The 26,916-nt window shown below is 44.2% G+C and carries 27 protein-coding genes, 1 riboswitch and 1 other annotated feature; of the genes, 10 read left to right on the forward strand and 17 right to left on the reverse strand.

Translation table 11 applies throughout. The features are described 5' to 3' along the window. Positions 1 to 78: 78 nt before the first annotated feature. A riboswitch (SAM riboswitch) is annotated at positions 79 to 218 on the reverse strand. Between the two features lie 100 nt (positions 219 to 318). The 10 genes from MKY19_RS25500 to MKY19_RS25545 form a co-directional block, all read right to left on the reverse strand. Then, entirely contained in the window at positions 319 to 1,053 is a 735-nt protein-coding gene (locus MKY19_RS25500; protein WP_042191592.1) for a Cthe_2314 family HEPN domain-containing protein, read from the reverse strand. A 109-nt stretch (positions 1,054 to 1,162) separates the two neighbouring features. Then, complete coding sequence (locus MKY19_RS25505; protein WP_042191594.1) at positions 1,163 to 2,140, reverse strand: heme A synthase; 978 nt, start codon at positions 2,138 to 2,140, stop codon at positions 1,163 to 1,165. Between the two features lie 89 nt (positions 2,141 to 2,229). Next, positions 2,230 to 2,574 (reverse strand): thioredoxin family protein, encoded by a 345-nt coding sequence (locus MKY19_RS25510; RefSeq protein WP_042194485.1) that lies wholly within the window; start codon positions 2,572 to 2,574, stop codon positions 2,230 to 2,232. Between the two features lie 78 nt (positions 2,575 to 2,652). After that, positions 2,653 to 4,281, reverse strand: a complete 1,629-nt coding sequence (locus MKY19_RS25515) for a polysaccharide biosynthesis protein (protein WP_042191597.1) — start codon at positions 4,279 to 4,281, stop codon at positions 2,653 to 2,655. Positions 4,282 to 4,308: 27 nt separating this feature from the next. After that, on the reverse strand, positions 4,309 to 4,794 hold the full coding sequence (locus MKY19_RS25520; RefSeq protein ID WP_076285251.1) for a DUF456 family protein: 486 nt from the start codon (positions 4,792 to 4,794) through the stop codon (positions 4,309 to 4,311). Between the two features lie 36 nt (positions 4,795 to 4,830). After that, positions 4,831 to 5,586: a Cof-type HAD-IIB family hydrolase gene (locus MKY19_RS25525; RefSeq protein ID WP_076285252.1), complete on the reverse strand. Its 756-nt coding sequence runs from the start codon at positions 5,584 to 5,586 to the stop codon at positions 4,831 to 4,833. 75 nt (positions 5,587 to 5,661) lie between these two features. Continuing rightward, positions 5,662 to 7,767 carry a penicillin-binding transpeptidase domain-containing protein gene (locus MKY19_RS25530; protein WP_339243425.1) on the reverse strand — a complete coding sequence of 702 codons (2,106 nt, stop codon included), beginning with the start codon at positions 7,765 to 7,767 and terminating at the stop codon, positions 5,662 to 5,664. Between the two features lie 26 nt (positions 7,768 to 7,793). Continuing rightward, positions 7,794 to 9,869: a penicillin-binding transpeptidase domain-containing protein gene (locus MKY19_RS25535; RefSeq protein ID WP_339798492.1), complete on the reverse strand. Its 2,076-nt coding sequence runs from the start codon at positions 9,867 to 9,869 to the stop codon at positions 7,794 to 7,796. A gap of 266 nt (positions 9,870 to 10,135) precedes the next feature. After that, positions 10,136 to 11,281 carry a transglutaminase-like domain-containing protein gene (locus MKY19_RS25540; RefSeq protein WP_339243427.1) on the reverse strand — a complete coding sequence of 382 codons (1,146 nt, stop codon included), beginning with the start codon at positions 11,279 to 11,281 and terminating at the stop codon, positions 10,136 to 10,138. 60 nt (positions 11,282 to 11,341) lie between these two features. After that, positions 11,342 to 11,779, reverse strand: a complete 438-nt coding sequence (locus MKY19_RS25545) for a hypothetical protein (protein ID WP_042191604.1) — start codon at positions 11,777 to 11,779, stop codon at positions 11,342 to 11,344. Positions 11,780 to 12,049: 270 nt separating this feature from the next. Between MKY19_RS25545 and MKY19_RS25550 the strand changes: the two genes are divergently transcribed. Both MKY19_RS25550 and MKY19_RS25555 read left to right on the forward strand, forming a co-directional pair. Further along, on the forward strand, positions 12,050 to 13,237 hold the full coding sequence (locus MKY19_RS25550; RefSeq protein WP_042191606.1) for an MFS transporter: 1,188 nt from the start codon (positions 12,050 to 12,052) through the stop codon (positions 13,235 to 13,237). A 131-nt stretch (positions 13,238 to 13,368) separates the two neighbouring features. Next, positions 13,369 to 13,716: a DNA primase gene (locus MKY19_RS25555; RefSeq protein ID WP_042191609.1), complete on the forward strand. Its 348-nt coding sequence runs from the start codon at positions 13,369 to 13,371 to the stop codon at positions 13,714 to 13,716. Between the two features lie 124 nt (positions 13,717 to 13,840). Here MKY19_RS25555 and MKY19_RS25560 read toward each other — a convergent pair whose 3' ends face one another. Both MKY19_RS25560 and cyoE read right to left on the reverse strand, forming a co-directional pair. Next, positions 13,841 to 14,464: an SCO family protein gene (locus tag MKY19_RS25560; protein WP_331281395.1), complete on the reverse strand. Its 624-nt coding sequence runs from the start codon at positions 14,462 to 14,464 to the stop codon at positions 13,841 to 13,843. 17 nt (positions 14,465 to 14,481) lie between these two features. Beyond that, a complete protein-coding gene (cyoE, locus tag MKY19_RS25565; RefSeq protein WP_339798495.1) occupies positions 14,482 to 15,414 on the reverse strand; it encodes a heme o synthase in 933 nt (310 codons plus the stop codon). A gap of 242 nt (positions 15,415 to 15,656) precedes the next feature. Between cyoE and MKY19_RS25570 the strand changes: the two genes are divergently transcribed. Both MKY19_RS25570 and MKY19_RS25575 read left to right on the forward strand, forming a co-directional pair. Further along, on the forward strand, positions 15,657 to 16,658 hold the full coding sequence (locus tag MKY19_RS25570; protein WP_339798497.1) for a metal-dependent hydrolase: 1,002 nt from the start codon (positions 15,657 to 15,659) through the stop codon (positions 16,656 to 16,658). Positions 16,659 to 16,766: 108 nt separating this feature from the next. After that, on the forward strand, positions 16,767 to 16,955 hold the full coding sequence (locus MKY19_RS25575) for a hypothetical protein (protein WP_042130914.1): 189 nt from the start codon (positions 16,767 to 16,769) through the stop codon (positions 16,953 to 16,955). Between the two features lies 1 nt (position 16,956). Here MKY19_RS25575 and trpS read toward each other — a convergent pair whose 3' ends face one another. Continuing rightward, positions 16,957 to 17,943 carry a tryptophan--tRNA ligase gene (gene trpS, locus MKY19_RS25580; protein WP_042191616.1) on the reverse strand — a complete coding sequence of 329 codons (987 nt, stop codon included), beginning with the start codon at positions 17,941 to 17,943 and terminating at the stop codon, positions 16,957 to 16,959. Between the two features lie 61 nt (positions 17,944 to 18,004). After that, positions 18,005 to 18,243 (reverse strand) — a binding site (T-box leader). 134 nt (positions 18,244 to 18,377) lie between these two features. Between trpS and MKY19_RS25585 the strand changes: the two genes are divergently transcribed. Together MKY19_RS25585 and MKY19_RS25590 are read left to right on the forward strand one after the other, a co-directional pair. Continuing rightward, a complete protein-coding gene (locus MKY19_RS25585) occupies positions 18,378 to 19,352 on the forward strand; it encodes an aldose 1-epimerase (RefSeq protein ID WP_076300354.1) in 975 nt (324 codons plus the stop codon). 202 nt (positions 19,353 to 19,554) lie between these two features. Beyond that, positions 19,555 to 19,785 carry an alpha/beta-type small acid-soluble spore protein gene (locus MKY19_RS25590; protein ID WP_042130917.1) on the forward strand — a complete coding sequence of 77 codons (231 nt, stop codon included), beginning with the start codon at positions 19,555 to 19,557 and terminating at the stop codon, positions 19,783 to 19,785. Positions 19,786 to 19,934: 149 nt separating this feature from the next. On the opposite strand, the gene MKY19_RS25595 is transcribed toward MKY19_RS25590, so the two are convergent. Further along, positions 19,935 to 20,345: an O-methyltransferase gene (locus tag MKY19_RS25595; protein WP_094873297.1), complete on the reverse strand. Its 411-nt coding sequence runs from the start codon at positions 20,343 to 20,345 to the stop codon at positions 19,935 to 19,937. Positions 20,346 to 20,706: 361 nt separating this feature from the next. Beyond that, positions 20,707 to 22,506: a M3 family oligoendopeptidase gene (locus MKY19_RS25600; RefSeq protein WP_339798499.1), complete on the reverse strand. Its 1,800-nt coding sequence runs from the start codon at positions 22,504 to 22,506 to the stop codon at positions 20,707 to 20,709. A 118-nt stretch (positions 22,507 to 22,624) separates the two neighbouring features. On the opposite strand from MKY19_RS25600, the gene MKY19_RS25605 reads away from it, so the two are divergent. After that, positions 22,625 to 22,816: a YycC family protein gene (locus tag MKY19_RS25605; RefSeq protein WP_042130920.1), complete on the forward strand. Its 192-nt coding sequence runs from the start codon at positions 22,625 to 22,627 to the stop codon at positions 22,814 to 22,816. Continuing rightward, the gene (locus MKY19_RS25610) at positions 22,813 to 23,043 is read left to right on the forward strand and encodes a hypothetical protein (RefSeq protein ID WP_042130921.1); all 231 of its coding nucleotides are present in this window, start codon (positions 22,813 to 22,815) and stop codon (positions 23,041 to 23,043) included. The genes MKY19_RS25605 and MKY19_RS25610 overlap by 4 nt, the downstream gene beginning before the upstream one ends. 92 nt (positions 23,044 to 23,135) lie before the next feature. Here the strand turns inward: MKY19_RS25610 and MKY19_RS25615 are convergent, their stop codons facing one another. Together MKY19_RS25615 and MKY19_RS25620 are read right to left on the reverse strand one after the other, a co-directional pair. Then, a complete protein-coding gene (locus MKY19_RS25615; protein WP_076285264.1) occupies positions 23,136 to 23,846 on the reverse strand; it encodes a DUF2225 domain-containing protein in 711 nt (236 codons plus the stop codon). Between the two features lie 36 nt (positions 23,847 to 23,882). Beyond that, positions 23,883 to 24,266: a globin gene (locus MKY19_RS25620; protein ID WP_339798502.1), complete on the reverse strand. Its 384-nt coding sequence runs from the start codon at positions 24,264 to 24,266 to the stop codon at positions 23,883 to 23,885. 412 nt (positions 24,267 to 24,678) lie between these two features. On the opposite strand from MKY19_RS25620, the gene ylbJ reads away from it, so the two are divergent. Next, positions 24,679 to 25,941, forward strand: coding sequence for a sporulation integral membrane protein YlbJ (gene ylbJ, locus MKY19_RS25625; RefSeq protein ID WP_339798504.1), 1,263 nt, complete (start codon positions 24,679 to 24,681; stop codon positions 25,939 to 25,941). 76 nt (positions 25,942 to 26,017) lie between these two features. Further along, positions 26,018 to 26,821: an NAD kinase gene (locus MKY19_RS25630; RefSeq protein WP_042191633.1), complete on the forward strand. Its 804-nt coding sequence runs from the start codon at positions 26,018 to 26,020 to the stop codon at positions 26,819 to 26,821. Positions 26,822 to 26,916: the final 95 nt, after the last annotated feature.

Genomic DNA, 26,916 nt, shown 5'->3' on the forward strand with positions numbered 1-26,916 from the left:
CACTTATTCCATACAAAAAAAACCTCCGACGATCGATGCAGATCGCAAGAGGCTCTGTGTGTTTATTTAGACAATGCCTTCTCATCTGCCAACGACCACAAACCTTGCGTCATTGTAGGAATTAGCACCATGACATTTGTACATAACGCTAATCGCGCTGTATACAAATCGGTTGCCGGGCTTCATCGGGCCTATCCCTCCGCCACTCTCGATAAGATATAGAGTATGAAATTTTATGTTTGAATTCGTACAGACTTTAATGCAAGCATAAGTATAGTAAGTTTCTTGTTTTTTGTCAAAAGGAAATATCTTGAACGCTTAGGATTGTACACGCTTTGCCTTGCTGATTTCCTTACGCAGCTGTTCATTGCTGTAGCTGAATGCCGCGATTAATGTTTTACAGTTCATTTCAAGGGACTGCTTTAAATCCTCAAGATGGCTATCTAAATCCTCAAGCTGAATTTTGTCATGCAAGCCTTGATGTCGCTGCCATAAATCATCCTGCATTTCGGAATTCATATAATGAATTTCAGCATTTCTGCGCTTGCGTAGATTCTCCAGTGGATCACGATAAGAGTTCTTGATCTGTTCCAGTTGATCCGCTAATGCAGGATGCACATTCAATAACTGAAGTTGACGCAGTACTGTAAAATAAGAAAAGTGCGTTTTTAATTTGGAGGTTTTGAGGTCATAAAAATGATTCAGTACCGTTCCAAGCTTGTCCAGAAGAGAGAACACACGAATAAATCCATCTTTATAAAAATAAACATACCGCGCATAATCGCCTTGTTCCACTGGTGACATATCGTCCATATAACCAGCGATTACCGATTTCCGGTAAAAAGCAGCTGCGAACCAGCTTTGCTCCAATTCATCCAATGAGGAGATCAGTCCACGTGTCCAAATCTCCAGCTTGCGGTATTCATGGTCATTATCCTCATGAGCGTTCATTTCCTTGCGCAGTAAGGCTGCAAATGTGGCCATGTTCTCCATCGCGTCAGCCAATACACCGCTGTTCTTTCGAGGCGGCTCTCCAAGTATAACCCGCAGCATATCCCAGTCCTCCTAAAGTTTTGTCCAGCACCACGATATACCGATTTCCACTTTATTATTCCGCAGGTAAAGCGACTCTATCCACGGTGGGAACTTTCTACCAAGGGTGTTACAACGGTGTCATTGGATTCGTTGGATTTTTTTCAACAACTACATTTCTCGCGCGATTCAGCTGCCAGACTCTTACACTCATATAACATAAGACACCAAACAAACTAGCGATCAACAAAATATGAGCCAAAGCGGCAAATATGTACAATCTTTCATTATCTAGTGTGTAAACAACAGCAGCTCCACTAAATACCTGCATCAAGCACAGCAGAACAGCCGCTACGCCAAGAGCTCTTAGCTCTGGGTAATCCTTATGTTTCCAAAAAGCTAAATGTCCAAGCACCGCAGTAAGAATGAATAAGATCAAAGCCGCAATCCGGTGCGTAAAAACAATACCTACTCCCCCGGAAAGCTCGGGAACCCATTCACCGTTACAGAGCGGCCAGCCAGAACATCCACCGCGCGAATCCGTATGACTAACAAAGGCTCCAATATAAACAACAACATAGGAATAAAAGGCCGTAAAGCAGGTTAAATTGCGGAAAGCCTTACTGACGGGTTGCTTCTGAAGCTCCATCTTAGGATCGTACTCACCTGCTTCATGTCGCCTTTTAGTTCCTAGAGCCAGCATTAGAGAACTTGAAAAAGCGATCAAAGAAAAGCCCATATGTAGTGCCATTACAGCAGCAGATTGGGATTTAATCACTGCAAGCGCTCCCATACCACCTTGAACAATTACAAACAGCAACGTCATGAATGCATATACTAACAAGTCCCGCCGATTTCGAGCATAACGCCAAAAGGCAATCATCGAGGCAAGTGACAATAACCCTGCCAATCCGCTAAACAAGCGATGGGTGTATTCAATCATCGAACCTACAGTATAGGCCGGAATCAATTTCCCATGACAGAGCGGCCATTCATTTCCACATTCCAATCCCGATCCAGTCTTCGTTACAACCGCTCCCCCTAGTACAGCGAGGAACATGATAAGGCAAGTAAGATAACTAAGCCATTTCAACTGATTTGTCGACAAAAATATCACCCGCAGTTTTTAGTAATGAAGAAGCATCTTAAAAAACCACCGCTTTTGCTCGAACAGGCGAAAGCGGTGGTTTTCCGGAATTACTGTTGAAGGCTTTGATGCACTTGAACCGCTTTATCCAGGAAATTCTCAATTTCCTCGCGGGATTTACGTAATTTATTAACGAATCTAACCAATTCACGTCCATCGGAATACGCGACAAAGCTTGGAATACCCATAATATTTTGTTCCTGACTAACGTCACCCACAGCATCAACGTCAACCTCAACCAGCGTTAGACGATCTGCATAGGCTTGCTCTACCTCAGGAATAAAAGGATCGATAAATTTACAATCCGAGCACCAGTCCGCCTTGAAGATGGCTACAGTTAATCGAGGAGATTGAATGGCTACCTGAAATTCAGCAGGAGAACTAATTTTGTCCATAGCTTGTTCAGTCCTTTCTTCCATATCTGTCAAATTTCTATTCTTTAAGTGAAGCAAAATGTCATGCAGAAGTCAAACTTATTCTCTCATACGAACACGCGCAGGCTGCAATTTCATCAGCGGATGGAGCAATTTTTGCAATGCACGCGGATAACTGGAGATTTCCTGTTTAGTAAGCACACCCAGTACAATTAGCATGACCAGATAAATAACAACAACTGCGGCCCCTACAACAAGACAAGTGATCAGAAATGCCAGACGTGCAGGCATTAGATCTGTTAACAGAATTCCAGCTTGGTTAAGTCCAAAACCAATACCACCGGACACCAGAACCGCAATTGCGAAGCCGCCCCACCGTTTACCCATAATTTCGAAAGGTACAATGGATTTCAGCATCCGTAAGTTAAGAATAGTAATAACTACGAAACAAAGTGCTGTTGCGCCGATAATCCCGTAGATCCCAAATATCTTACTTAGTAAGAAGCTTGCGACTAATTTAACAATAATACCCACTAGCACATAATACATTGAAATGCGTGATTTGCCCATACCGAGCAAGATGGAGTTCGTTGTCATCATGGTGATCTGAAAGATCGTTCCAATCGTAAGCATCGCCACAATTCCGCTTCCGTCCAAGCTGCTGAACAATAACCCGTTTACAGAATAGGCTGCTGCCACAAGTGCCAACACAATTGGCATCCCTGTTAGGATAGAAATCCGCAAAGCAAGTGTAATTTGCTTCTTCAAGTGTCCCTCATCACGACGGGCATAGGCAGCTGAAATGATCGGAATCAGCGAGGTACCTAGCGCAATGGCTAGTACCGGCGGAATTCCGGCCACACTTTGAGCACGCGTGGTTAGTATACCCAAAGCTGCTGTTGCACTCTCTCTACCCATCTGATCAATAAGCAGTGGAACAGCCAAAGAAGTATCAATCACATTCACTACGGGAATCGTAAGTGAAGAGAGCACGATCGGAATTGATAGTGTGAAAATATCTTTGTAAATTCCCCAAATCGGCAATTTTTGAGTGGTATTGTAATTTAATCCTTGCTGTTTATCCTCTCGGCGCAGCTTGATTGCAAAATAAATCATGACACCAAATGCTGCAATACTACCAATTACGCTACCGAAGGATGCTCCCGCAGCTATAGTTGTATTGTTATACCCCTGCTGTAATAAAATATAAGCTAGTAAAATAGCGACTAGTACGCGAGCGAACTGCTCTACAATCTGTGAAATACCACCAGCCATCATGTTGTTGCGCCCTTGAAAATATCCACGCATCATGGCAATTGCCGGAAAAAGTAAAAGCGCAGGTGCAATAGCCCTAACTGCCATCGCTGATTCAGGTACATCAGCAATATGTGTCGCATAGAACGGAGCGCCTATGTACAGCAAGGCCGTCATGATTACCCCTGCTGCTACTGAAAATAGCAATGCTGCATGATACACTTGTCTCGCCTCTTCAGGACGATTCAGAGCGTACCGCTCGGAGACCATTTTACTGAGCGTACTTGGAATACCTGCTGTAGCCACGGTGAGCAGCATTAAATAGATATTGTTCGATACCCCAAATGATGCTCTCCCCACATCATCAAAAATATGATCCAGCGGCACCCGCTGAACAAGCCCGAGTACCCTTGCCACCAAAGCTGCAGCAGCAAGGATAAGCGTGCCTTTTACGAAAGACTCTTTCTTGGACAAACCATTTCCCCTTCTTCACTGTTAAAATTAAAACCGGACGACCCATATAAAAAAGAGGACGACCATAATAATTTGTAGCACAATTTTGACAACAGTACTACTAAACAACCCAAGTATTGATCCTACACTTACTTTGGCAGCTTTAGCCGGTGAAGAACCTACGATCAATTCTCCTATAAAGGCACCCAGAAACGGACCAATAATAAGTCCAAAGGCTGGGATTACAAAAGGACCAATGATTAGCCCAATCGTACTCCCGATAATCGATGAACGTGAGCCGCCAAATTTCTTAACGCCCCACGCCCCTACAACGTAATCAGCAATAAATAAAACTACAACGATCAGCGTTTGAATGATCCAGAACCAGACACCAAAAGGCTCGAAAGAAAAGAACCAGCCATATACGAAAAAGGCAAGATAAATCGCAAGCGCACCCGGCAGTATAGGGTACACAGCCCCCGCTAGCCCTACGGCAAATAAAGCAATAATAAGAATCCAACCCAGGATCGTCAACACTTAACCTCCTAATAGCAAATATGCTCTATGGATTCACTTCGCAATTGCTTCATTAAAAATGTATTTTTGAATGACTTCTGCAATTCCATCATTATTATTAGAAGCCACCACAACGTCAGCCTCTTCTTTAACCGTCTCCTGAGCGTTGCCCATGGCAACCCCAAGCCCTGACTGCTGAATCGCTGCAAGGTCATTGAGGCTGTCACCAACCGCTATAACTTGGGACATGTCTAGTCCTAGCAGCTTACAGACTTCCATGATTCCGGCTGCTTTATTCACTCCTAGAGGGTTAATCTCCAGGTTATGTGGAGAGGAGTTCGTAATCTCCAATCCACCCATATCTTGAAGACGAAGCAGCAGCTTATGACGAAGCTCATCATCTTCGGTGTGATAACCGAATTTAAGCCATTCTCTGCCCGTTACATCCCCATCCCAGTTATCCTGTTTGTGGACTTTTTCCGTAGAATAGGCCCAGAACCAGATATCATCTTCTTTAGCAAGTTCATACATTTGTTGTACCAGCATAGGATCCATCAGTGATCGCCGATAAATTTCATGTGGTGCTCGCCATATCTCACTACCGTTCACAGTAATCATAGGTGTTTCTAGTCCAAGCTGCTCAGCATATGGAAATGCACTTGTAAAAGCCCGGCCTGTCGACAGACAGACATGAACGCCTGCGTCGACCGCCTTTTGAAGCCATTTCACCGTTGTAGGTGTAATAATCTGTTCATCATTCAGTAGGGTTCCATCCATATCCAAAGCAAGCAGGCGGTATTTGGCAGTCATTGCCACCCCTCCATTCTTTTATGCTCTCAATAGAGCAGCTGTTTATTTTTAATCATTATTCCCTTAGAGTCAAAGTTACTGAGTACCTGTAGTCGTTCCTTCATTCGCAGGATCATTCGTATTATTACCTGACTGTAGGCTCTTCTTCGGAACGCCATCAAGTCCATATTCCCAATCATAAGCATCAAAAATTTTACGTGCGACCGGCGCAGCACTCTGGGAACCAAAGCCCCCTTCTGGAATGACTACGGCTACTGCCAGCTTAGGATTATTTCGTGGGGCATAGGCAATAAATACACCATTATCGCGAATTTGACCCTTCGCCACTTGTTGGGATGTTCCCGTCTTACGAGCAAAATCATAAGGGAAATCAGAAAAAGCACTAACTTCACTTCGCATACCCTGTTGAATTTCTTTCCAGTAGGATTTATCGAAGGCTGTTACTTCATCTATTACCTCACGACCGAACTCCTTGACTACTTTTCCGTCAGCATCTGTAATCTTGCTAACTAGCTGAGGTTTGATCCGCTGTCCTTCATTAGCAAGTGTAGCTACGTATTGGGCAAGCTGCAACACCGTATAACTACCTTGTTGGCCGAAAGAAGCATATACAAGTGCCGCTTGGGCACTACCCGCAGCCTCTATATTGGTATAGTTAATCTGTCCTAAGAATTCATTTGGCAGACCACTTCCCGTGGATACACCAAGTCCAAACTCTTTCATATACCTATCCCAGATATCTACGCCTTTGCTTTTGTATTTGTCATACAATCGTTTACCGATCATATCCACCATGAACGCATTCGAGGATTTCTCAATCGCTCTTGCAGGGTCCATAGAACCGTACACATGTCCTCCAGAGTTTCTTACCTTAGTTTCATGACCTGTTTTACCAAAAGTCGCGAAACCTCTATCCGAATAGTAAGTTGAGGTTGTAAAGAGACCTTCATTCAAACCCACGAGTACGCTCAAAGGTTTAATCGTTGAACCTAATAGCAGTACAGACCTAAGTCCATTACCTGACGTCCCTGAAGAAATCGGATTAATGGTACCGTTCTGATAGTTGTCCATAATACTGTTCCAAACATCAGTGGATAAGGATCCCGATGTCCAAATATTCGTATCGTAGTCCGGCATACTCGCCATACTTACGATATTCCCCGTATCGACTTCCATCGCTACAGCGTAACCAGTTAAAGCATTAGGATGCGTTTTACCCTGTACAGTATTGGAATGCAGCCACTTAATCTGATCCATAATCGCCTGCTCTGTCTTCATCTGAATGTTCTTATTAATGGTTGTCCAGACGTCATTGCCTTTCACAGGAGGGACTACACGTTCGACTTTTTCTGCCATGTTCTGTGGATTGACGGAGATTTCCTGATAGCCGTTTTGTCCCCGAAGCTCTCTCTGATACTGCAGCTCCAGGCCGTCAAATCCGACAAACTCGTCGTCCTTGTAAGTTAGCCCTGGCTCCGGATTGTTCTTCATAGCATTTAAGATATTCTTATAAATATTAAGGCTGTTTGCTGATTTAAAAGGCTTGATATAACCTATCGTCTGTACGGCAACCGTATCTTTATCGTAATGACGAATGCTTTCCTCGACAATTTCAAGGCCTGGGTATTCTCCCTTATGTTCCATGAAATAGGCTACTTCCTGAGTAGTCAGGTCCGCCTTAATTCGCCGTGCCATAAAGCCAAGTGATTTCCGGAAATATAAATCCAGTGCGTCAATAACATCTTCTTCTGTCATCTTCTCAGCTTTTGGATCACCATATTTATTGAAATCAGTTACCAGCTTGGCTGCCAATGCATCTGACTTGGCTTTAGCTTCTGGAGTTAGGGTAGTTTTACCGGTATTTTTATCTGTTTGCTTAGCGGTATACTCCTTATTGAGCGTAATATACAGCGATTGAACCGGTGTAGAGTACGCTAACTTCTCACCTTCAGCAGCATAAATTACACCTCTCATGGATGCAAGGGGTACATTTTTGGTATCTCTGCTTGTCTCCACTTCAGTTAAAGTTGGTCCTTCCACGAATTGCAACACAGCCAGGCGTATAATAATTACGCAAAATATAACAAACGTGCTAAAGAAAAACACGTTGAGTCGCAGGCCTATGGAACTTTTACTGTTGGTCTCATCTGGAGGTGAGGCCTGCTTACGAAAAAAACTCACAGTTTATTTCTCTCCTTTTTCTCTAATTATTTTTGAACGGGGTCTGACGCAGGAGCAACATTCTTTTTTGGCACACCATCGAGCCCATACTCCCAATCATAGGCGTCAAAAATTTTACGAGCCACCGGAGCAGCGCTTTTGGAGCCAAAGCCCCCTTCTGGTATAACAACCGCTACGGCTAGCTTCGGATTTTCTCGCGGAGCAAATGCAATAAATACCCCATTATCACGGTTTATATTTTTTCTGTCTGTTTTTTCAGAGGTACCTGTCTTACGTGCAAAATCATAAGGAAAATCATCAAAGGCACTAACTTCACTGCTCATCCCCTGTTTGATCTCTTTCCAGTAGGATTTGTCAAACGTTACCGTATTAAGCACTTCTCTTTGAAATTCCTTAACCGCCTTACCTTGCGCATCCGTGATCTTGCTAACGAGTTGAGGCTTAATACGCACTCCTTCATTTGCAAGAGTAGAAGCATACTGGGCAAGCTGCAATGTAGTATAACTGCCCTGTTGGCCAAAAGAAGCATAAATAAGTGCGGCCTGCGAGCTGCCTGCAGCCTTAAGATCAGTATAGTTAATCTGGCCCGCTGATTCACCTGGGAGACCACTTTTCGTAGATACACCCAGCCCGAACTCTTTCATATATCTGTCCCATACCTCAATGCCTTTATCCCCCGGATATTTCTTGTAAAGCTGCTTACCCACCATATCAATCATAAATACATTAGAGGAATTCATAATCGCCTTGGCCGGATCTAGTGAACCATATACGTGACCCGATGAATTTCTTACGGATGATTTATTATCCTTACCGAAATAAGTAATGCCCACATCTGAATAGGTTGTTGAGGTATTAAAGAAACCTTCCTTTAAACCAATTAACACACTTAATGGTTTGATCGTAGATCCCATAAACACAAGTGAACTAAAATCATGACCTGATCTACCCGATGAATTTGAAGTAATCGTACCGTTTAGATGATTATTCATAATTTTATTCCAGACAGGTGTTGGTAGGGAGTCTTTGGTCCATACATTTGAATCGTAATCCGGCATGCTTGCCATGGCGACAATATTTCCAGTCTCCACTTCCATTGCTACGGCGTATCCGGTTAATGCATCTGGATGCGTCTCACCTTGAACAGCATTGGTATGCAGCCATTTAATCTGATCCAATATGGCCTGTTCTGTCTTCATCTGAATCTTCTTATTAATGGTCATCCAAATATTATTACCTTTTACAGGAGCAACGTTCTGTTCAACCTTCTCAGCCATATTCTGAGGAGTCACCGAAATGACCTGATAACCATTTTCTCCTCGTAGCTCTCGTTGATACTGCATTTCCAGACCATCAAACCCCACATATTCTTCTGCTTTATACATAAGTCCAGGGGGAGAATCTTTTTTCATTTCACTACGGACATTCTTATACATCGCTATATCTTCAGTCGATTTAAACGGCTTTCCAAAGCCGACTGTCTGCACCGCTACCGTATCTTTATCGTAGTGACGAACACTCTCCTCCACGATCGTTAGCCCCGGATAATTGTCTTTATGCTCCATGAAATAGGCTATTTCCTCTGGAATTAATCCAGTCTTGATCCGTCGCGGCACATAACCTAAATACTTTTTGAAATCTAAATCTAATGAATCCAAGATATCTTGCTGCGTCAGCTTCGGTGCATTCGGATCTCCATATTTAGCAAAATCAGCCGCAAGCCTTGCCGCAAGCATATCGGAGTTATTCTTCGCCTTTTCCGTAAGTGAGGTCTCACCCGTTGCTTTATCTGTCGTTCTAGCTGTGTAATCTTTAGTTAATGTAAGGTAAAGCGACTCCGTAGGTGTTGAATAGGCAATCTGCTCTCCTTCGGCAGCAAAAATAATCCCACGCATCGCTGCGAGCGGAACAATTTTCGTTTCCCGGCTCGTTTCTTCTTCACTCAACAGAGCTCCCTCAGTAAACTGTAAACCTGCAAGACGTACGATAATAATACAAAAAATAAAAAAAGTGCCAAAGAAAAAAATATTCAGTCTCAAACCTACAGAATTTCTTGAAGATACCCCGTCCTTAGACGGGAGCTGCTTACCAAACAAACTCACCAGCTTTCTCCCCTTCTACAAGCATAAACGCATTGACCGTCCTTATAAGGAAGGTAAGTGTTTAAGCGAGAAATATAAGACATAAAGTATAGTGCTTATACTTTCTTATATTTTAAAAAAATGTCTGACAACCCTTTGCCTGCGACATTACTCTTATGATGAAGGTGAGTTCTTAGCTGCTTATTGTGAGCATGCCCTCGCATTTAAGTTAGAACTGACGTTACTTGAGTTTATTGTACCACACCCCAGGAGTTCAACGCCCTCAATCAGAGGGCGTTCTCCCTAATATGCGTTTCATCAAAATCCTTCGGATTGAACCAATCTCCACTGCTAGCCCAAGTCGGATCCAGCGGAATCCAAGCTTGCCGATCACTTATATATACTTCATTCCAAGCATGTGCACCATATCCGCCACGCCCATCATAACCCTGACCTGTTACAACCCGTACCTGCAAGCCCTGTGAACGAGCCATCACAGCGTACAGTCGGGCATAGTCTATACACACCCCTTGCCGAGTGTCGAATGTATCCTGTGGTGTCTGTTCATGCCAGACCCTGTTTTGCAAATAATTGTCAGCCTTAGCATAATCGTAAGTCACGCGTGTACCTACCCAATCATAGAGAAGTCTCGCTTTTTTCTCTTCTTCTTGCGCTTGTCCAACAATGTCTTCTGCTGCTCCTATAATATCCTGAGGAATTTCATGATCGATAACCTCATATTTTCTGCGAAGGATATCATTCATCTCTGCTGCAACGGTCTTCGTCAGAATTGGAAGTTTCTTCTGCACAGTCTCACCAACAATAGGTTCAAATACAGCAGCAGCGCTCTGACTATAGATTGGAGAGGACTCCACATAACGACTAAATCCACTCTCCGGATTTAATCCAACACAGATGAAAAGAGCAAGAACAATTACCAGACTACGCATTAAGCCGATAATTAATCCAACCATTGCTCCTCCCATACGGCTTACCTGCGTAATCTTTCTGTCTTTAAACTTCTTAGTACGCCGCAATTGTGGAAAAGGTAGCAACATGGATAACAGTCCTAAGAGCATACGAATTAACAGATAAGAAATCAGGAGTAACAATAGAAATCGAACCAGCGGTGATTCTGATAACACAGACACCGCCGTATAATAAATTTGCTGCCACTGTGTAAGCTTCGTATCAGGAAGACTAATCCCCGATGCCCAAGTCTCTACATAGGGATTGAGGTAGGCCGCAGCTGGGATAGCTAATACCAAAGATGCTATAGTAAATAATCCTGTTCCCAGCAGCCCAAATAATCTTCCGGTAGCGCTTGAGAAACCTCTGCTCCAGCCTTGCAATAGAGAGAAGACTACAACCAGCAGGAGGGCGATGGAGATGATATTAGCATCACTCACACTAGTCATCCATCCGTTTATCATATCCGCTCTCTCCTTTCAGTCGCGTGCTTGCTCGCTTGTTTATTTTTGAGTCCAAGCCTGTTATTGATGTTTTCGGGCTTCCTCGATAAATGTTTTTGTCGTATCTGTAACACTCCACTTCCCAAGACTCACACCCCGGAAAGTAACCTCTACTTTATCTTCACCCGCTGCGCCCTTCACTTCAATATTCGGCGTTGTAATCGTAAAGGTCCCGTCTCCATTTGAAGTGTACTTCGCATCCTGCGCTTCTTTAAGCATAACCTCTTGCGCTTCCTTCTTTAGCGTGCTTACCGTTCCATCTGCCACCTTATTCACAGCGTTACCAATTTGGTCCATTGTAACACCACTATAGATGAACAAACCTACAACGATCACGATGACAATCGCCCATTTCAGAACGGTTTTAACCAAATTAACAACCGCAAACAGCAGGACAAGCGCAATTACAATAACTAGCCAATTTTCCCTTATAAACTGTGACCATACCTCTGGATCCATCAATCTCACAACACCCCTATCGCCTAGTTTCGTCCCAAGGATTCTCTCTTCCCATAGACATAACGCCAATATTAATTATTATACATGAATACCCATCATAATTCATGGTTCCACCCTCCGTAAAAGGTATACCTACTAGCGGAATTAAAAAAGCGGTATAAGCCCTCTCTGTCCCACGTAAAGTACAAGTAGTGCTTAAGAATTGGTTCTTCATTATTACGCCGTCCTGCATTCACTTGTGCTGTAGGTGGCTCTCGGAGGTGTTTCCCTGTGAAAACTGCGCTGTGGCTATACTTATTTCTCTTTTTGGCGTTCTTCGATTTACATGCTCAGTATCCCGTCCTTACGCCCTTTGCCATCTCTCTTGGTGCGGGACCCACCTTTATTGGCTGGATGATGGGCATGTACTCGTTGACCCACCTTCCCGGCAATCTGCTTGCAGGCGTACTAGTCGATCGTAATGGCTCCCGCCGCTACATCGTCTTCAGCCTTGTCGCAGCGGGAGCTATCCTACTGCTGCAAGCTCATGTACAGCTTCCATGGCATCTGCTGATGCTAAGAGCAGCAAGTGGATTCGTGCTCGCTTTCCTCTCTCCAGCCTGTATGACGTTACTCGCTTCTTTGTCATCGGATGCCACAGAGCAGGGTAAATATATGTCCGGACATGGTATCGTTCATACGTTAGCTTCAGTTGTATCGCCTGCTGCGGGAGCTTTTATCGTAGCAAAAGCCGGCTACTCTGGCACCTTCACCACACTTGGATGGCTCCTTATCGCAACAGGAATCATGGCTTTTTTTAGTGTACCTGCACCTTCGAGACATATATTAAAGCCGCTAAGCTCAGCGCAATCAGCATTAAAAGTTCCAGATAAACCTTCTATACCAACGAAAGATGATGATCTGGTATCCAAACGGTATTACCTTTTACCTTTTTTCGTTTCCTGTTCACAAGGCGTTCTCTTTTTCGAGCTCCCGCTATCTCAAACAGGGAGCAACAGTATTCTTTCCACTGGTATCCTACTGTCACTCCTCAGTTTAGGTGCTTTGGTAACGCTCAGCATGCTCTTCCTTAACCGTCTTTCTCCGGGGGGAAGAATAGCAGCGGCATTACTGGGAATGGCCATCAGCTTCTTTGCACTCGCCTCATTTCACAGGATTCCGACTGCTGCGATTCTTTTTATGCTCGGCGCAGCCAAAGGAGTGTTGTTTCCTGCAATGGCATCACTCTTTATTAGTCTCGGTGGCCCTGGGCGAATGGGTCGGACTTTCTCCATGCAGTCGATAGCCATGTCACTCGGTGCATTCGCTGGGCCCGTGGCTGCTGGACAGCTAAGGTCCTTCGTTTCTCCTTACTTCATAGCCTTTCTAATACTAATGGTAGCATTGCTTCTTCTTCCACCTAAAAACACTGGTAAACTATCGAACCTCACTTCCAAATGGAACGGGCGAGCCGCATGATTCTTTGCTTTTACGACATTTCCCGGGGAATGAAGACTTTCCTGCAGAAACAGTTGTTAAAAATGACGATCCTTCGGTAAACTATAATGAGCCTGAAGCTTGGACCCATTCCCGGAGGTGATTGTCAGCTAATGTCCATAACGATTATTGTCGAAGGTAAGAACGATCGCAGCAGATTACGGCGCGTGCTGGTACCGGAAGTAGAAATCCTATGTACCTTTGGTACATTAAATACACTAAAATTAGAATCCCTCCGGCAACAAGTAGGAGATGGAGAAGTATACCTTTATTTGGATAACGATAGCTCTGGCAAAAAAATACGCAGTGTGCTCCGGGATGCCTTCCCTGATGCCGATCATATTTATACTCGTCGCGGATATGCTGGTGTGGAAGGTACGCCTGATGAATACAACATCACTCAGCTCGAAAAAGCCGGATTGGAAGATTTCATCGTCTACCCTGAACCACTTCCATTTTAGCTGAAACAAGTATAAGGATAATGTATAGCATGAAACTTATACTATCGTATATTTAAAAAAACGCCTTTTTCGTTATCCGCTCAATAAAGAGGGATTCGAAAAAGGCGTTTTTAATGTTTATGTTCTATTCCCGAGCCAATTCCGTTAGCTGATCGGCAAGAAATTCAGGAGTTACGTTCTCCGTATCTCCTGCGTCATACAATGCACGAAGTTGATTGTTCCGGTCAACTAACGCTATACGGTTGGCATGTACGAAATTTTCTTTGGAATTCCCTGCGATTAGTACTTTAAAAGAATCCGTCGCTAACTTACGAACTTCTTCCTGATCCCCCCGCAAGAAATACCATCCATCATAATTCGCCTGAAACCGGTCTGCAAAAGCCTTAATAGCTTCCCGAGTATCATTCTTCGGATCAAAAGAGATAGAAACAAAACCCGTATCTTTACCAAAACTGCCATCCTCGACCAGAATCTTCTGTGTCTGAGATAACAAAAACGTAGTTATAGGACATACATCCGGACACTGTGTAAAAAAGAAGTATACCAGCCGTGCTTTACCTTGTGTATCAGCCAGAGTAACCTGGTCTCCATTCACATTTTCAAGAGAAAAGTCCTGCACTTCTCCGATTACTGGCAATTTCTCTTTTCCTAAATTCAAAGAGTTAATTGCCAGATAACCAGCCATAATCAAAGCAAGTATTAGCAGAAGCCAAGTCCATTTATAACGCTTAAAGGTTTGCACGGACACGTATACCCTCCCTCTTCTTAACCGTGAATCGTATTCAATACAAGTACGATCAAACTAACTGTCAGGTAGTTAATGGAGAAGAGGAAATTCTTCTTCGCCCAGACTTCATCATCTTTAGCCTTAAAGCCCATCAAGGTCAATACTAACCAAGCCAAGGACAACGCTGATGAAATGATTAGAAAAAATATGCCTGCGTAATCGTAGGCGTACATTAACACTGGAATAGGCAGCAAAAGGGCTACATAAGGAATCATCTGAAATTTCGTACGTCGCGTCCCTTTAACTACAGGTAACAATGGAAATCCTGCCGCTCTATATTCTTCTTTACGTCTAATGCCCAACGCCCAGAAGTGAGGGGGTTGCCATAGAAACAACATGGAAAAGATCAGCCAAGCGCCTAGATCAACCGTTCCTGAAACCGCAACATAACCAATTACTGGGGGCATTGCTCCAGAAATCGCACCTACGGAGGTGCTCCATGTTGATGTCCGCTTCAACCAAAGCGTGTATACTACTACGTAAACGAACATACCAACAATTCCAAACAGACCGGCAAGCATACCTGAAAAAGCAAACAGCACGATCAAACCTGCAATACCAAGCCCAATGGCGTATAATAACACAGTGTTTGGTTTTAGTCGTCCTGTAGGAAGCCCCCGTTCACGGGTTCTTTCCATCTTCATGTCCAGATCCCGGTCGAAATAGTTATTAAAAACGCAGGCCGAAGCCATAACCAGCATAGTACCGAGCAGAGTCAGAACTAATCTGCCGTAATGAACATCCCAACCCGAGGCCAACCAATATCCCGCAAAGGCGGCAATAAGGTTAGATCGGATAATACCGGGTTTTGTTACAGCAATGAAATCACGCCAGCTAGCACCTTCCGGTGGAGATTTTGCAGACATGGCTGCAGAGTCGGAAGAAGCTTGAAATGTTATATGATTGTCCACACCTAATGATCCTCCTTCTAAACGAACATGTAACGTTCTAACCGAAGTTTTTTTAACTTCGCTGTTAACTTTATCATAACAAACCCGTGAAGACTTTGACAGTCATGGAACAGTAAGTTCATGAATTCGACAATTACGTGACAATATTTATTTTGTATTTATTTCAATCCCCTTAATAACCAGGGCTGTATTTGGGTAATTATTAAATAGAGAACTTCCGAACAACAAAGGAGAACTGACCAATGGATACTGCTACACATTTAGTTATGGGCCTAGGCTTAGCCGGGCTTTCCTTCGTTGATCCCATCGTTGCTTCTGATCCGAAACTGGCCGGGGCTGTTATGCTGGCAACAGTGCTCGCCTCTCAGGCTCCTGATGCCGATACTGCGCTACGACTGAAGGACAATGCAATGTATATTCGAAATCACCGAGGAATCACACATTCCCTACCCTTTCTAATTCTGTGGCCCGCGCTGATTTCCTTCGTGTTAGGCCCCTTATTTGGTTTTACTGATTTACAAGCTCTAAGCCATATTGCGCTCTGGAGCTTCATTGGTGTAGGTGTTCACGTATTTTCTGATCTATTTAATACCTATGGCACTCAGGCTGCACGTCCATTCACGGAGAAATGGATTGCATGGAACATCATCCACATTTTTGATCCATTTATATTTGGTAGCCATATCGCAGCCATCCTTCTCTGGATCACCGGGATCATTCCACCGCAACCTTTATTTATTACACTGTATGCCTGTACTATTCTTTATTATATTTGGAGAACCGTCGTTCACGCACGTCTCACGCGTAATATTAAGCTTGAGGATTTACATCATAGTGCCGGCGAACGTTATATTGTAATCCCTACAATTTCACTAAAGCGCTGGAACGTAGTCAAGGTGAAAAAAGATGGCAGCTATGATGTTGGGCAGTTAGTCAATAACCGACTGGAATGGTTCAAACATGCTGTATGCTCGACTCATCCTGCTGTGGAGATTTCCAAGTCGCACCCTGATATTCAGTCCTTTCTATACTTCACCTCTTATGCAGTAGCCGAAGTCGAGGAACTCCCTTCAGGATATATGGTGCGCTGGGGGGACGTACGTTATTTACATCGCAAACAATACCCGTTTGTGGCTGTATTAGTGATGGACAATCAATATCGACCTTTAAATACTTATGTAGGTTGGCTTAGCAGCGAGAAGCTCGACAAACGATTTTCCATTGACCCTGGTTCTTTACGATGAAACTGTAGACTTACGCAGAGATCTATTCTATAATCACAAAAAATCCCGGAGTATTATTATCATACTCCGGGATTCATTTTAGCAGACATAGAAAGGAAGGCTCTCTTAATGGGTAAAGGACTTTCACTTTGGTTCGCTTGTTCTTCTATTCTTATTCTTACTGCCGCTTCAATCGCGATCAGTTATAGCTTTTGGTTGGCACTTCTGCTCGGGTTTCTCTGTGTCATGAATATTGGCTGGGGATTTATCCTCAAGGCCAAGATCAGACGCAAACAGGAAAGCCTAAGCGCTGATTAGATTAACGAGCTGGCAGAAATCCCATCCGCTCTTTAACTCCATTCAACGTCTCAGTTGCAACAATACGTGCACGACCAGCACCTTCAGCAAGAATATCTGTAATCGCACCCGAGCTACGAATTTCATTATATCTTTGTTGTAAAGGCTCAAGCGTAGATACAACCACTTCAGCAAGATCTTTCTTAAAGCCGCCATACATTTGCCCTTCATAACGATCGGCAATTTGCTGGAGTGTCATTCCAGAACATTCGGAATAAATACTCATCAAATTACTAATCTCTGGCTTATTAGCTGGATCAAAAATTACTTCACGTCCTGAATCAGTCGTTGCACGGCTGATTTTTTTACGGATTACGTCCGGTGAATCTAACAGAGCAATGTAGCTGCCTGCGTTAGGATTGCTCTTGCTCATTTTTTTGGTGCCATCATCCAGAGACATAATACGTGCACCCACCTCTGGAATGTACGGCTCCGGAATGGTAAAGAATTCGCCAAAACGATTATTGAAGCGACCAGCTAAATCACGAGTCAGCTCCAAATGTTGTTTTTGATCTTCTCCAACTGGCACAAGATCCGCATTATAAACAAGAATATCTGCTGCCATCAAGGAAGGATAGACGAATAAACCAGCGCCAACAGAATCTTTACCTGATGATTTATCTTTAAACTGGGTCATACGCTCCAGCTCGCCCATTGCTGTAAGTGTCGTCATGATCCAACCCAGTTCAGCGTGTTGTGGCACATGCGACTGCATATAGACATTAGAACGTGCAGGATCAATTCCTGCTGCAATAAAGAGGGCCGCTACGGATTCTGACTGTTCACGCAGTGCCGCAGGATCTTGTGCTACAGTGATTGCATGCATATCGACAACCATAAAGAAACATTGATGATCATCTTGCAGCTTCACAAAATTTTTCAGTGCTCCAATGTAGTTCCCCAATGTAAGTGAACCGCTTGGCTGAATGCCTGACATTACTTTTTTCATAATATAGACCTCCGTTTGATGTCATTTCTAAGTTTCCGAGAACGCAAAAAAAGCCTCATCCGCAAGGGACGTGAGACCGTGGTGCCACCCTTATTCGCTGCTTAATCTTGTTTGGACAAGAAAAAACAGCCTTAGTCTTCCGTTAACGGGGAAGATCCGGCCGGTCTACTAGGGCATTTAGCTCCCGTTCAAGCTCGGCGCTCAGGGGTCCATTCATCAGGTTTGTCCTACCGGTTCGCATCAACCACCGGCTTTCTGAAGGTGCAATACCTGCCTACTTGTCCCCGTCATCACATTATCATCATAAATTAATGCCTTCATCATAGAACCATAAAGAGAAGTTGTCAAATCACTTAACCACTACCGTATAAATCTGTTATGATAAGGTTATCCATGTTCTATTCGATTACAGTTACGATAAAGGAGCATATCTCATGAAACAGGTGACCAAAGGGCAGTGGGGCGGTTATGATACTTATATTTTGCACAGCCGTGAACTGGAAGTCACGCTTTTGCCGCGACTAGGAAATAACGTGATTTCATTGTTTGATGTCAAGAAACAACGGGAAATTCTACGGCGGCCTGATGAAAGCGATCAAGCTTTCTTTATGCAAAAACCTTACCATTTTGGCATGCCGCTATTAATTCCACCCGGAAGAATTCGTAAGGGCCAATTTCAATTCGAGGGTACAAGTTATCAATTTGACCAGAATACCGCTAATGACAATCATATTCATGGTCTACACCGAACTCAGGCCTGGTGTGTCAGCGATATTGAAGAAGATGAGGATGGTTGCGCGGTCACTACTGAATTCCGAACGGAAGATGATCCACACTGGATGGAGCAATTCCCTATCCCACTTAAATTCGAAATGACGTTTAGGCTTCAGGAAGCCCGATTTACCCAAACTTTAAAGGTTACAAATCTTGGAGATCATCGAATTCCTTTTGGGATCGGTTATCACACCTGGTTTATGATTGATGGAGAACCTGAGCGCTGGAATCTTAAGCTCCCAGTAAATAGTATTTATGAACTGAACGATGAATTGCTCCCTAGCGGCAATCTGATTCCACTTGGTGATCTGGAAGCCTTGAACACCGGAATGAACATGCAGGGAACTAATTTTGATACTGCTCTACGTATTGGAGAAAAACAGCCTGTAGAAGCCTTATTATTACGTGATGATGGTTATGGCCTTCGTTATACTGCTGACGAGAATCTATTCCGTCACTGGGTGCTATATACCAAAGGACCGGCTGATCAATTTCTGTGTATTGAGCCCTATACCTGGCTCGCGAATGCACCGAATGTATCCGAGGATGCTTCCTTCACAGGTCTTTTAACGGTAGAACCCGGTCAAAGTCAGAATCTATCCACCGTGCTGGAAATGATCTATCCTGAGATTTAAAGCAGATATACATTATATCGGTCTTGCCTTGCGATTACGTAAGGGAAGACCGATTTTTTTGTGTAATCCCTAGTAATAAAGGATTTCTATCCTCACTTTTATTTCACTAATAATTACCATCCTTAAAACCTTTCGAAGTGATGCATGAATTAACCTCTTAGCGCTCATACTATCTTCACAACGGGCGAAGGAGGTGACACACATGGGTCAAGCAGGTCAAGGTCGTAGCAGCCGTTCCAATAACCTGGTCGTTCCTCAAGCAACTGCGGCATTGCAACAGTTGAAATATGAAGCAGCACAGGAGCTTGGAGTAACGATCCCAGCTGACGGTTATTACGGGAACTACACTTCTCGCGAAACTGGTTCTCTGGGCGGTTACATCACTAAACGTCTAGTACAACTGGCAGAACAACAACTGTCTGGTCGTCAGTAACAACGTTATCTTAAGTGTTTTATCCGGCTAGGGCGATATCAAACATAAAGCCTAAAGCCGAGTAGCTTTTGAGCCCTCTCACACTTCTTTCTGAAGCTGTGGGAGGGTTTTTGATTTTCACAATTATTGAAATTTTATGTAAACAACGCTTAACCAAAAAACTGTTCGGAACTTTCAGCATAGGCATTACGAGGCGATCGAATCATTAGATTCGCCATATTATAATTGGACTCCAACGTAGCATCTACAATCACCATTCCCTGTCTAATGGCGAATTCATAAGAAATCTCACCATGCGTCCAACGCCGCTTGTATTTCAGGCTTTCCAGCGCCATTAGTCGAAAAGAAGACTGTTGTCCATCTGTCATCCCTTCTTTTGCATCAGTGAATCCCCCGCTTCGCCCAGAAAGAGGATTATGTCGTATCCCGAATTTTCCGATCATGTTATTTCGTATTTGCACAAAAACCGTACCAGAAGTTAATCCCGATAATTCTTCCTGCAGCTCCTTAAACACCATATCCATCTGTCTCGCTAATGATAGTTGTTCCGTCTTAAGCATTACTTCTCCTCCTAAAAGTTTTGTGAGCATAGCTTGATTTGAGTGCACTTCGCAGAACCGACTTCGTAAGCGCTTGCTTATTTTTGTGAGTTCAGCCAAGTGGTACTCTAGCGTGCCTTATATAAGGCTTAAGACTCATTATAGGTTACTAACAAATGGCAAACAACATTATTCGGCAAAATTGGGTTATTATCCCTATAGATGCGCGAAATCCATAGATTAATCGCATATTTCTTTTTATAAATCGTGATTTTTCGACATTTTATCATTAAAAAAAGCCCCTGTATCAGGGGCTTTTGCGTGTTCATGCTGAAAAATTGTTGTTTTTTCTACCGCTAAATTTGTCTTAGTTTAGACTTTTTCAAACTAATTGCTCCGTCATCTCCAAGAACTCATTAATGTCAGCTACAATCAGATCTGTAGCGCCTTGCCAGAAGTCCGGCTTCGTAAGATCCACACCCAGATGCTTAAGTACCAAATCCTCTAAAGTCATCACACCAGTATCTTGCAACAAGCTATCATATTTGTCTGCAAAGGACGCTCCTTCTTGCAGAGCCAGTCGATACAAGCCTGTGCTGAACATGTAGCCAACGGTGTAAGGGAAGTTATAGAACGGCACATCTGTGATATAAAAATGCAGTTTAGAAGCCCAGAAATGAGGATGGTATTCCGAAAGCACCCCACAGAAGGCTTCCTTCTGTGCTTCCACCATCAATTCAGACAGCTCTTCAGCATTTACAAGGCCTTCCTTACGTTTCTCATAAAAACGAGTCTCGAATAAGAACCGAGCGTGAATGTTCATAAAGAAGGCTACGCTGTTTTGAATTTTCGTTTCAAGCAACGCCAGTTTCTCTTCAGCGTTGCTAGCGGCTTTAACCTGAGCGTCAGATACAATGACCTCTGCGAAGGTTGAAGCAGTCTCTGCAACGTTCATAGCGTAGTTCTGATTAAATACAGGTTGATCATCCAGCAAGTAAGAATGATAAGCATGTCCCAGCTCATGTGCCAAGGTTGAAACATTGGAAGTTGTACCGCTATAAGTCATGAAAATCCGCGATTCCTTACTCTCAGGGAAGGATGTACAGAAACCTCCAGGACGTTTTCCCGGACGATCCTCAACCTCAATCCAGTTATTATCAAAAGCACGCTCTGCAAACTCTGCCATCTTCGGACTAAATTTGCGGAACTGGGTAACGATATCTTTAGCGGCCTGATCATATGGGATTTTACCTGAAGATTTACCCACTGGCGCTTCGACATCTACCCAAGAAAGAGCATCCAGTCCAAGCAGCTTAGCTTTACGCTGAAGATAGGTCACGAGTGCAGGCTTGCTATTCGTAATCACGTCCCACATCGCATTCAAAGTATCTTGTGACATGCGATTGATGCTCAGCGGATCTTTCAGAATATCTTCCCAACCTCTTCCTTTATAGAGCTTCAGACGGAAGCCCGCTAAGTGATTCAAGGTATCCGCACAGTTATCTGCTGCTTCGGTCCATGCTTCTTCCCATTTATGGAACATGGATTGACGTACTTTCGGATCTGGATCATCCAGCTTGTTAAAAGCTTGACCTGCGGAGAGGAGCTTTGTTCCTTCTTCATCCTCAAATGGGATCTTAATCGAGCTTACAATCGTATCATAGTGCCCGCTCCATCCATGATATCCGTCAACGGCTAGTTCTAGCGCTAAGCTTTCCAACTCTGGGCTCATCTTCTCACGGGCCAAGTCACGGCTCTCGCTAAGCACGAACGTTAATGGAGCAATCTCCGGACGTGCCATCCACTCTGCCCATACCTTGTCTGTAGTCTGACGAAGCACGTTACTGAATTGTGAGCTAATGCCTTCGAATCCGGCACGCATACTTGTCACTCGAGCCGCCAGTCTTACCGCGACTTTGTCCATTTGATTTTGAGCGCCCAGACAGTCTGCGAAGGAAGAGACCTCCACAAGTCTTCCTGAACAGCTCTGAAGCAGTTCTATAACCTCGTCCAGCGCCTTTGTAGACTCAACATCCGTTGGAGCTACAGCATTCTTCACCAGACCCTGTAAGGCTGCAATATCTTGTTCAAGATTCTTTAAAAAGCTTTCTAACTCAGTAGAGGACGATCCTCCAGGAAATATGGAATCAAGTTCCCAAGTCAGTGATAATGGTTGTTTCATGTCTTCTCACCATTCCTTTGCTCTCATTTGGTTTTCTTTGTATTTGACTTAACACCATGGTAAAGTGAATAACGATACCGGAACATTCATAGCCGATAAACTTTAGGAGGGCATCCATATGAAGCCACTACAAATTTCACCGGAAACAGCCATAACGTTATCCAAGCAACTAGGCGTTCCACTGGAACACTTGATGCATATGCCCCAACATATTTTGCTACAAAAAATAGCTGAGCTATCCAAAAAGCAGAATTCACCGCAAGCTGAGGATGGAAATGAAGAGTCTCCTTCTGGAAAGGATTCACAATGATTCCTTTTAGTCATACCTGGCCTTATGACATTATTTTAGGCGATATGTATGTGCAGTATTGCCCTTTCTGCAACTCGGAGAATGTTCTTCTCCCTATGAAGCCAAAAGAATTGCAAATCGTTCGTGACGGCAAGAAAAAACTACTTGTCTTCCCATGTTGCAGCGCCAGTCCCACAGTTGTAGATAACGACGGAGATTACCTCCTATTCGATCGTGCAGTCCGATAAATAGAAGGTCATCTAAATCCCAATCTTACCATTTTTATAAAGCGCAGACGAGAGCATTACTCTCTTCTGCGCTTTTTGTTGTTCGTGAAGCTTTAAGAACCTGAAGGCAATCCATCGGCATCAATATCTACAGCTTCGCCGCGCATTTGCTCTCTTAGCACAACCCACTGCTCCCTGGCAGCTCGAATCATCGCAGCATCCATAATCTTCTGATCATTAATCAGGCGGGAAAACCACATTACAGCCACAGAGAACTCTCCGATGCGTCGGTTAAGTTCGCCGATAAGATACATGAGCCGGGCATCATTGCCAGCTATTCCGTCTTTTTCGTATACCTTCACATATTCAGCTAATGAATAGCGCAAAAAGCGTTGTTCCTGTTCCGTATTCCCTTGATACCGATACAACCAGGCAATGTGATGAAGCAGACTTGCAATAATTCGATCCTTATCGTTAATACTTTGAGCGCATAAAAGCGCCAGTTTATAGGTCTCAAGTGCAGTTTCCCAGCTTCGTTTATCCCCAAAGTCACGGCTCTTCCATCGTTTTCCTACCTGTTCATTAAATGCTTTTCGCTGCAGATCCGTCAGCTTGTCCGCTGAATTTTCTGTAGAGGCAAACCCACAACTCGGGCAGACACGTACAACATAATAATCCGGATTCTCGTTTTTGTAATATGCGCAAAAATCAGCATCGCGGCGGATAGCCTTTTTTAGGCTAGGGCGTACGCGAGAGGTTGAAAATTCATGTTCACAATTGCAACATTTGACCTTAATAGAATATAGGGGTATTAACTCTGGCAAGTACTCTCATTCCTTTCAGGATCAACCTGTCCCTTATTATTCCTGGGGCATGTTAACAAAATGATGTGCGGGACCTGCAAGGCGGCTAAGGACGAACGAACGTAGCGGATCTTCTACGCCGGTCTCCTCAAGCGCCTCTTTCATACACTGCAACCATTCTTCAGCACGTTCTGGAGTAATGGGAATATGCATGTGCCTTGCTCTCATCATGGGATGTCCATGCAGTTCTGAATACAATGGGCCACCGCCAAAAAACTGTGTCAGGAATTGATACTGCTTCTCCAGAACAGGAGAAATGTCTTCAGGAAATAACGGACCCAGCTGCGGATGAAGCTGCACTTTGGCATAGAACACTTCCACCAATCGATGTAGCGCCTCAGCTCCTCCTAGGTTCTCATATATACTCTCATTTGGATTCATTGAGGTTACCAGCTCTCTTCCATATTAATGAAACGTTTCTTACTTTATTATACCAAAAAAAAGCACGGCTCGGATATCCGTCGAAAGTGCCCCTAAACGGCAGAAAAAAGACGCTAAACTATAGTTTAGCGCCTGGAGGTTATTGTCAGTAGGTCCGAAATTCTTCATCACCTGAAGGGACGAGAGAGACCCGGATCACATATACAAAAGCACAAACGAGAACTCCGGCTACAACGCTCATCGCCATCACTCCATCCCATTTATTCTTGTAACAGAGGGTGCATTTCTTATTTACATAATATCATATTTCGAACGAAAAAGCACCGAATTATGTAACCGCTTCCTTTATTTTTTTTGTGCTGTTTGTCCTTCTTTTCGCATACATCTAACCATAGATCAGGAGGCGTTAATTATGACTTTTAAAAAGATTGGCGGCCCACTGCTGGGATTAACATTGGCAGGCTGTATGCTGCTGATGTTGCTTCATCCGGAGGCATCCCTTGGTGCAGCCTTACGAGGCCTGGCCATCTGGTGGGATGTGTTATTCCCCTCCCTATTTCCATTCTTCGTCATATCCGAAATCATGCTAGGCCTAGGGATCGTTCATCTCTTCGGTGCACTGCTCGATCCATTGATGCGCCCTCTTTTTGGTATACCAGGTAGCGGCGGGTTTGTCGCTGCGATGGGATATGTATCAGGATATCCTGTTGGCGCTAAATTAACCGCTAAGCTGCGGGAACAGAATCTGATTAGCAGAGTAGAGGGCGAACGATTAGTCGCTTTCACAACCTCCTCTGACCCAATCTTTCTGTTAGGTGCAGTATCCGTTGGTTTCTTTCGAGACGCATCGTTGGGGCTTATCCTAGCCCTCGCCCACTATGGGAGCGGTTTGATTGTTGGCTTGCTAATGTCGTTCCATGGACGCAAAGAACAGAGCTCCCCCTCCCAAGACCCATCCATAACTAGTTCTGCTGCCCCCTCTGTTCCAGCCAAAAAAGGTTTTGGAAGAATCCATGCAGCACTTCTTGCCATGGAGGAGGCTCGGCGCAAAGATGGACGGAGCTTTGGGGAGCTATTAAAGGGAGCAATCCAGTCCTCGCTAAAGCTTATTATTGTCGTAGGCGGTTTGGTTGTATTCTTCAATGTGCTAATGGAACTGCTAGCCCGTGCCGGTATCCTATCCTCCCTTTTTAACATGACCGGACATCTTGTGTCCCTTGTAGGTGGTCCTCCAGAACTAGCTCAGGCTCTCATTAGCGGATTCTTTGAGGTGACAATCGGTGCCCGTTCAGCAGGTGAAGCCGCAGCTGCCATCCCGCTTCAGTTCAAGGTAGCGGCAGCTGCCTTCATTCTCTCTTGGGGCGGATTATCTGTACATGCCCAGGTGGCAAGTATTCTGAATGGTACCGGGCTGCGGTATCTGCCATTTTTGACTGCACGGCTAATTCACGCCATACTCGCATCAGGATTGGTCTTGCTGCTCTGGAACCCTGTGATGAACACAGGACTGTCTACCGCATGGGTATCATTACCAGCCTCTGCTGCCTTTACTCCTTCTGCCTCAGGGATTACGGCAAGCCTCGCCCTGCTGAGCCTATTATTAACTGCTGCGATTCTAGTCTCACTGCTTATCCCTGTATTCATGACAATGATTCGATGGGTACGGCGAAGTTGATTAACATATTGTGTTCCGGGTCAAGATTGATTATGATCGGTGTATGACTGAATTATACAAAAGGAGCCTGTACATCTTGAGATATTATGTTCTGGACCGCGGTGATGAACTATCAATCAAACTTGCCGAGCAGTTTCACAAGCTGGCGGCGGAGCGGGACCTGCAACTGGATGCCGAGTCTCCCGAAATCGTCATCTCTATTGGCGGAGACGGCACAATGCTGCACGCTTTTCATACCTTTATCGATCAAATCCCCAATCTAGCCTTCGTAGGTGTGCACACAGGACACTTAGGCTTCTATGCGGACTGGCAAGCGGAAGAGCTACCCACCTTAATCGACTACATGTGCGGAACCGAGGATTCTGAGCCTCAGAAACCTCGTATCGTGAAATATCCGTTGCTTGAGCTGGAAATTCACAAGAAATCCGGTTCTTCGTCCCACATTGCCCTAAATGAATTTACCCTTAAAGGGGTAGATGGAACTATAATGATTCAAGTTGACATCAATGATGTTACCTTCGAAATGTTCCGGGGTGATGGGCTTTGTATTTCTACTCCTTCTGGTAGCACGGCCTATAACAAAAGCCTTGGGGGAGCCATGGTTCACCCATCTATAGAAGCGCTGCAGATTGCCGAAATCGCCTCAATTAACAACCGCGTATTTCGAACAATGGGGTCGCCATTACTACTGCCGAAGCATCACCATTGCGATATTCTTTCATGTAAGGATCAGCGCTTACTACTCACGATAGATCATAACAATATCCCAGTAGATGATCTGATTTCAGTACGCTGCCAAGTATCGGACAAGAAGGTCAGTTTCGCCAGGTACCGTCCTTTTCCGTTCTGGAACCGTGTACGTGAAGCTTTTTTAGTTTAAGATTAACCTTCGATCCAACGATTTTCAGTGGCTGGAGATATCCATTTCTCCGGCTTTTTTGTGTGACAAAACTAACACCAACTGATAGACTGAGA

Origin of the sequence: Paenibacillus sp. FSL R5-0744, assembly GCF_037972555.1 — a bacterium.
GTDB lineage: Bacteria > Bacillota > Bacilli > Paenibacillales > Paenibacillaceae > Paenibacillus_AQ.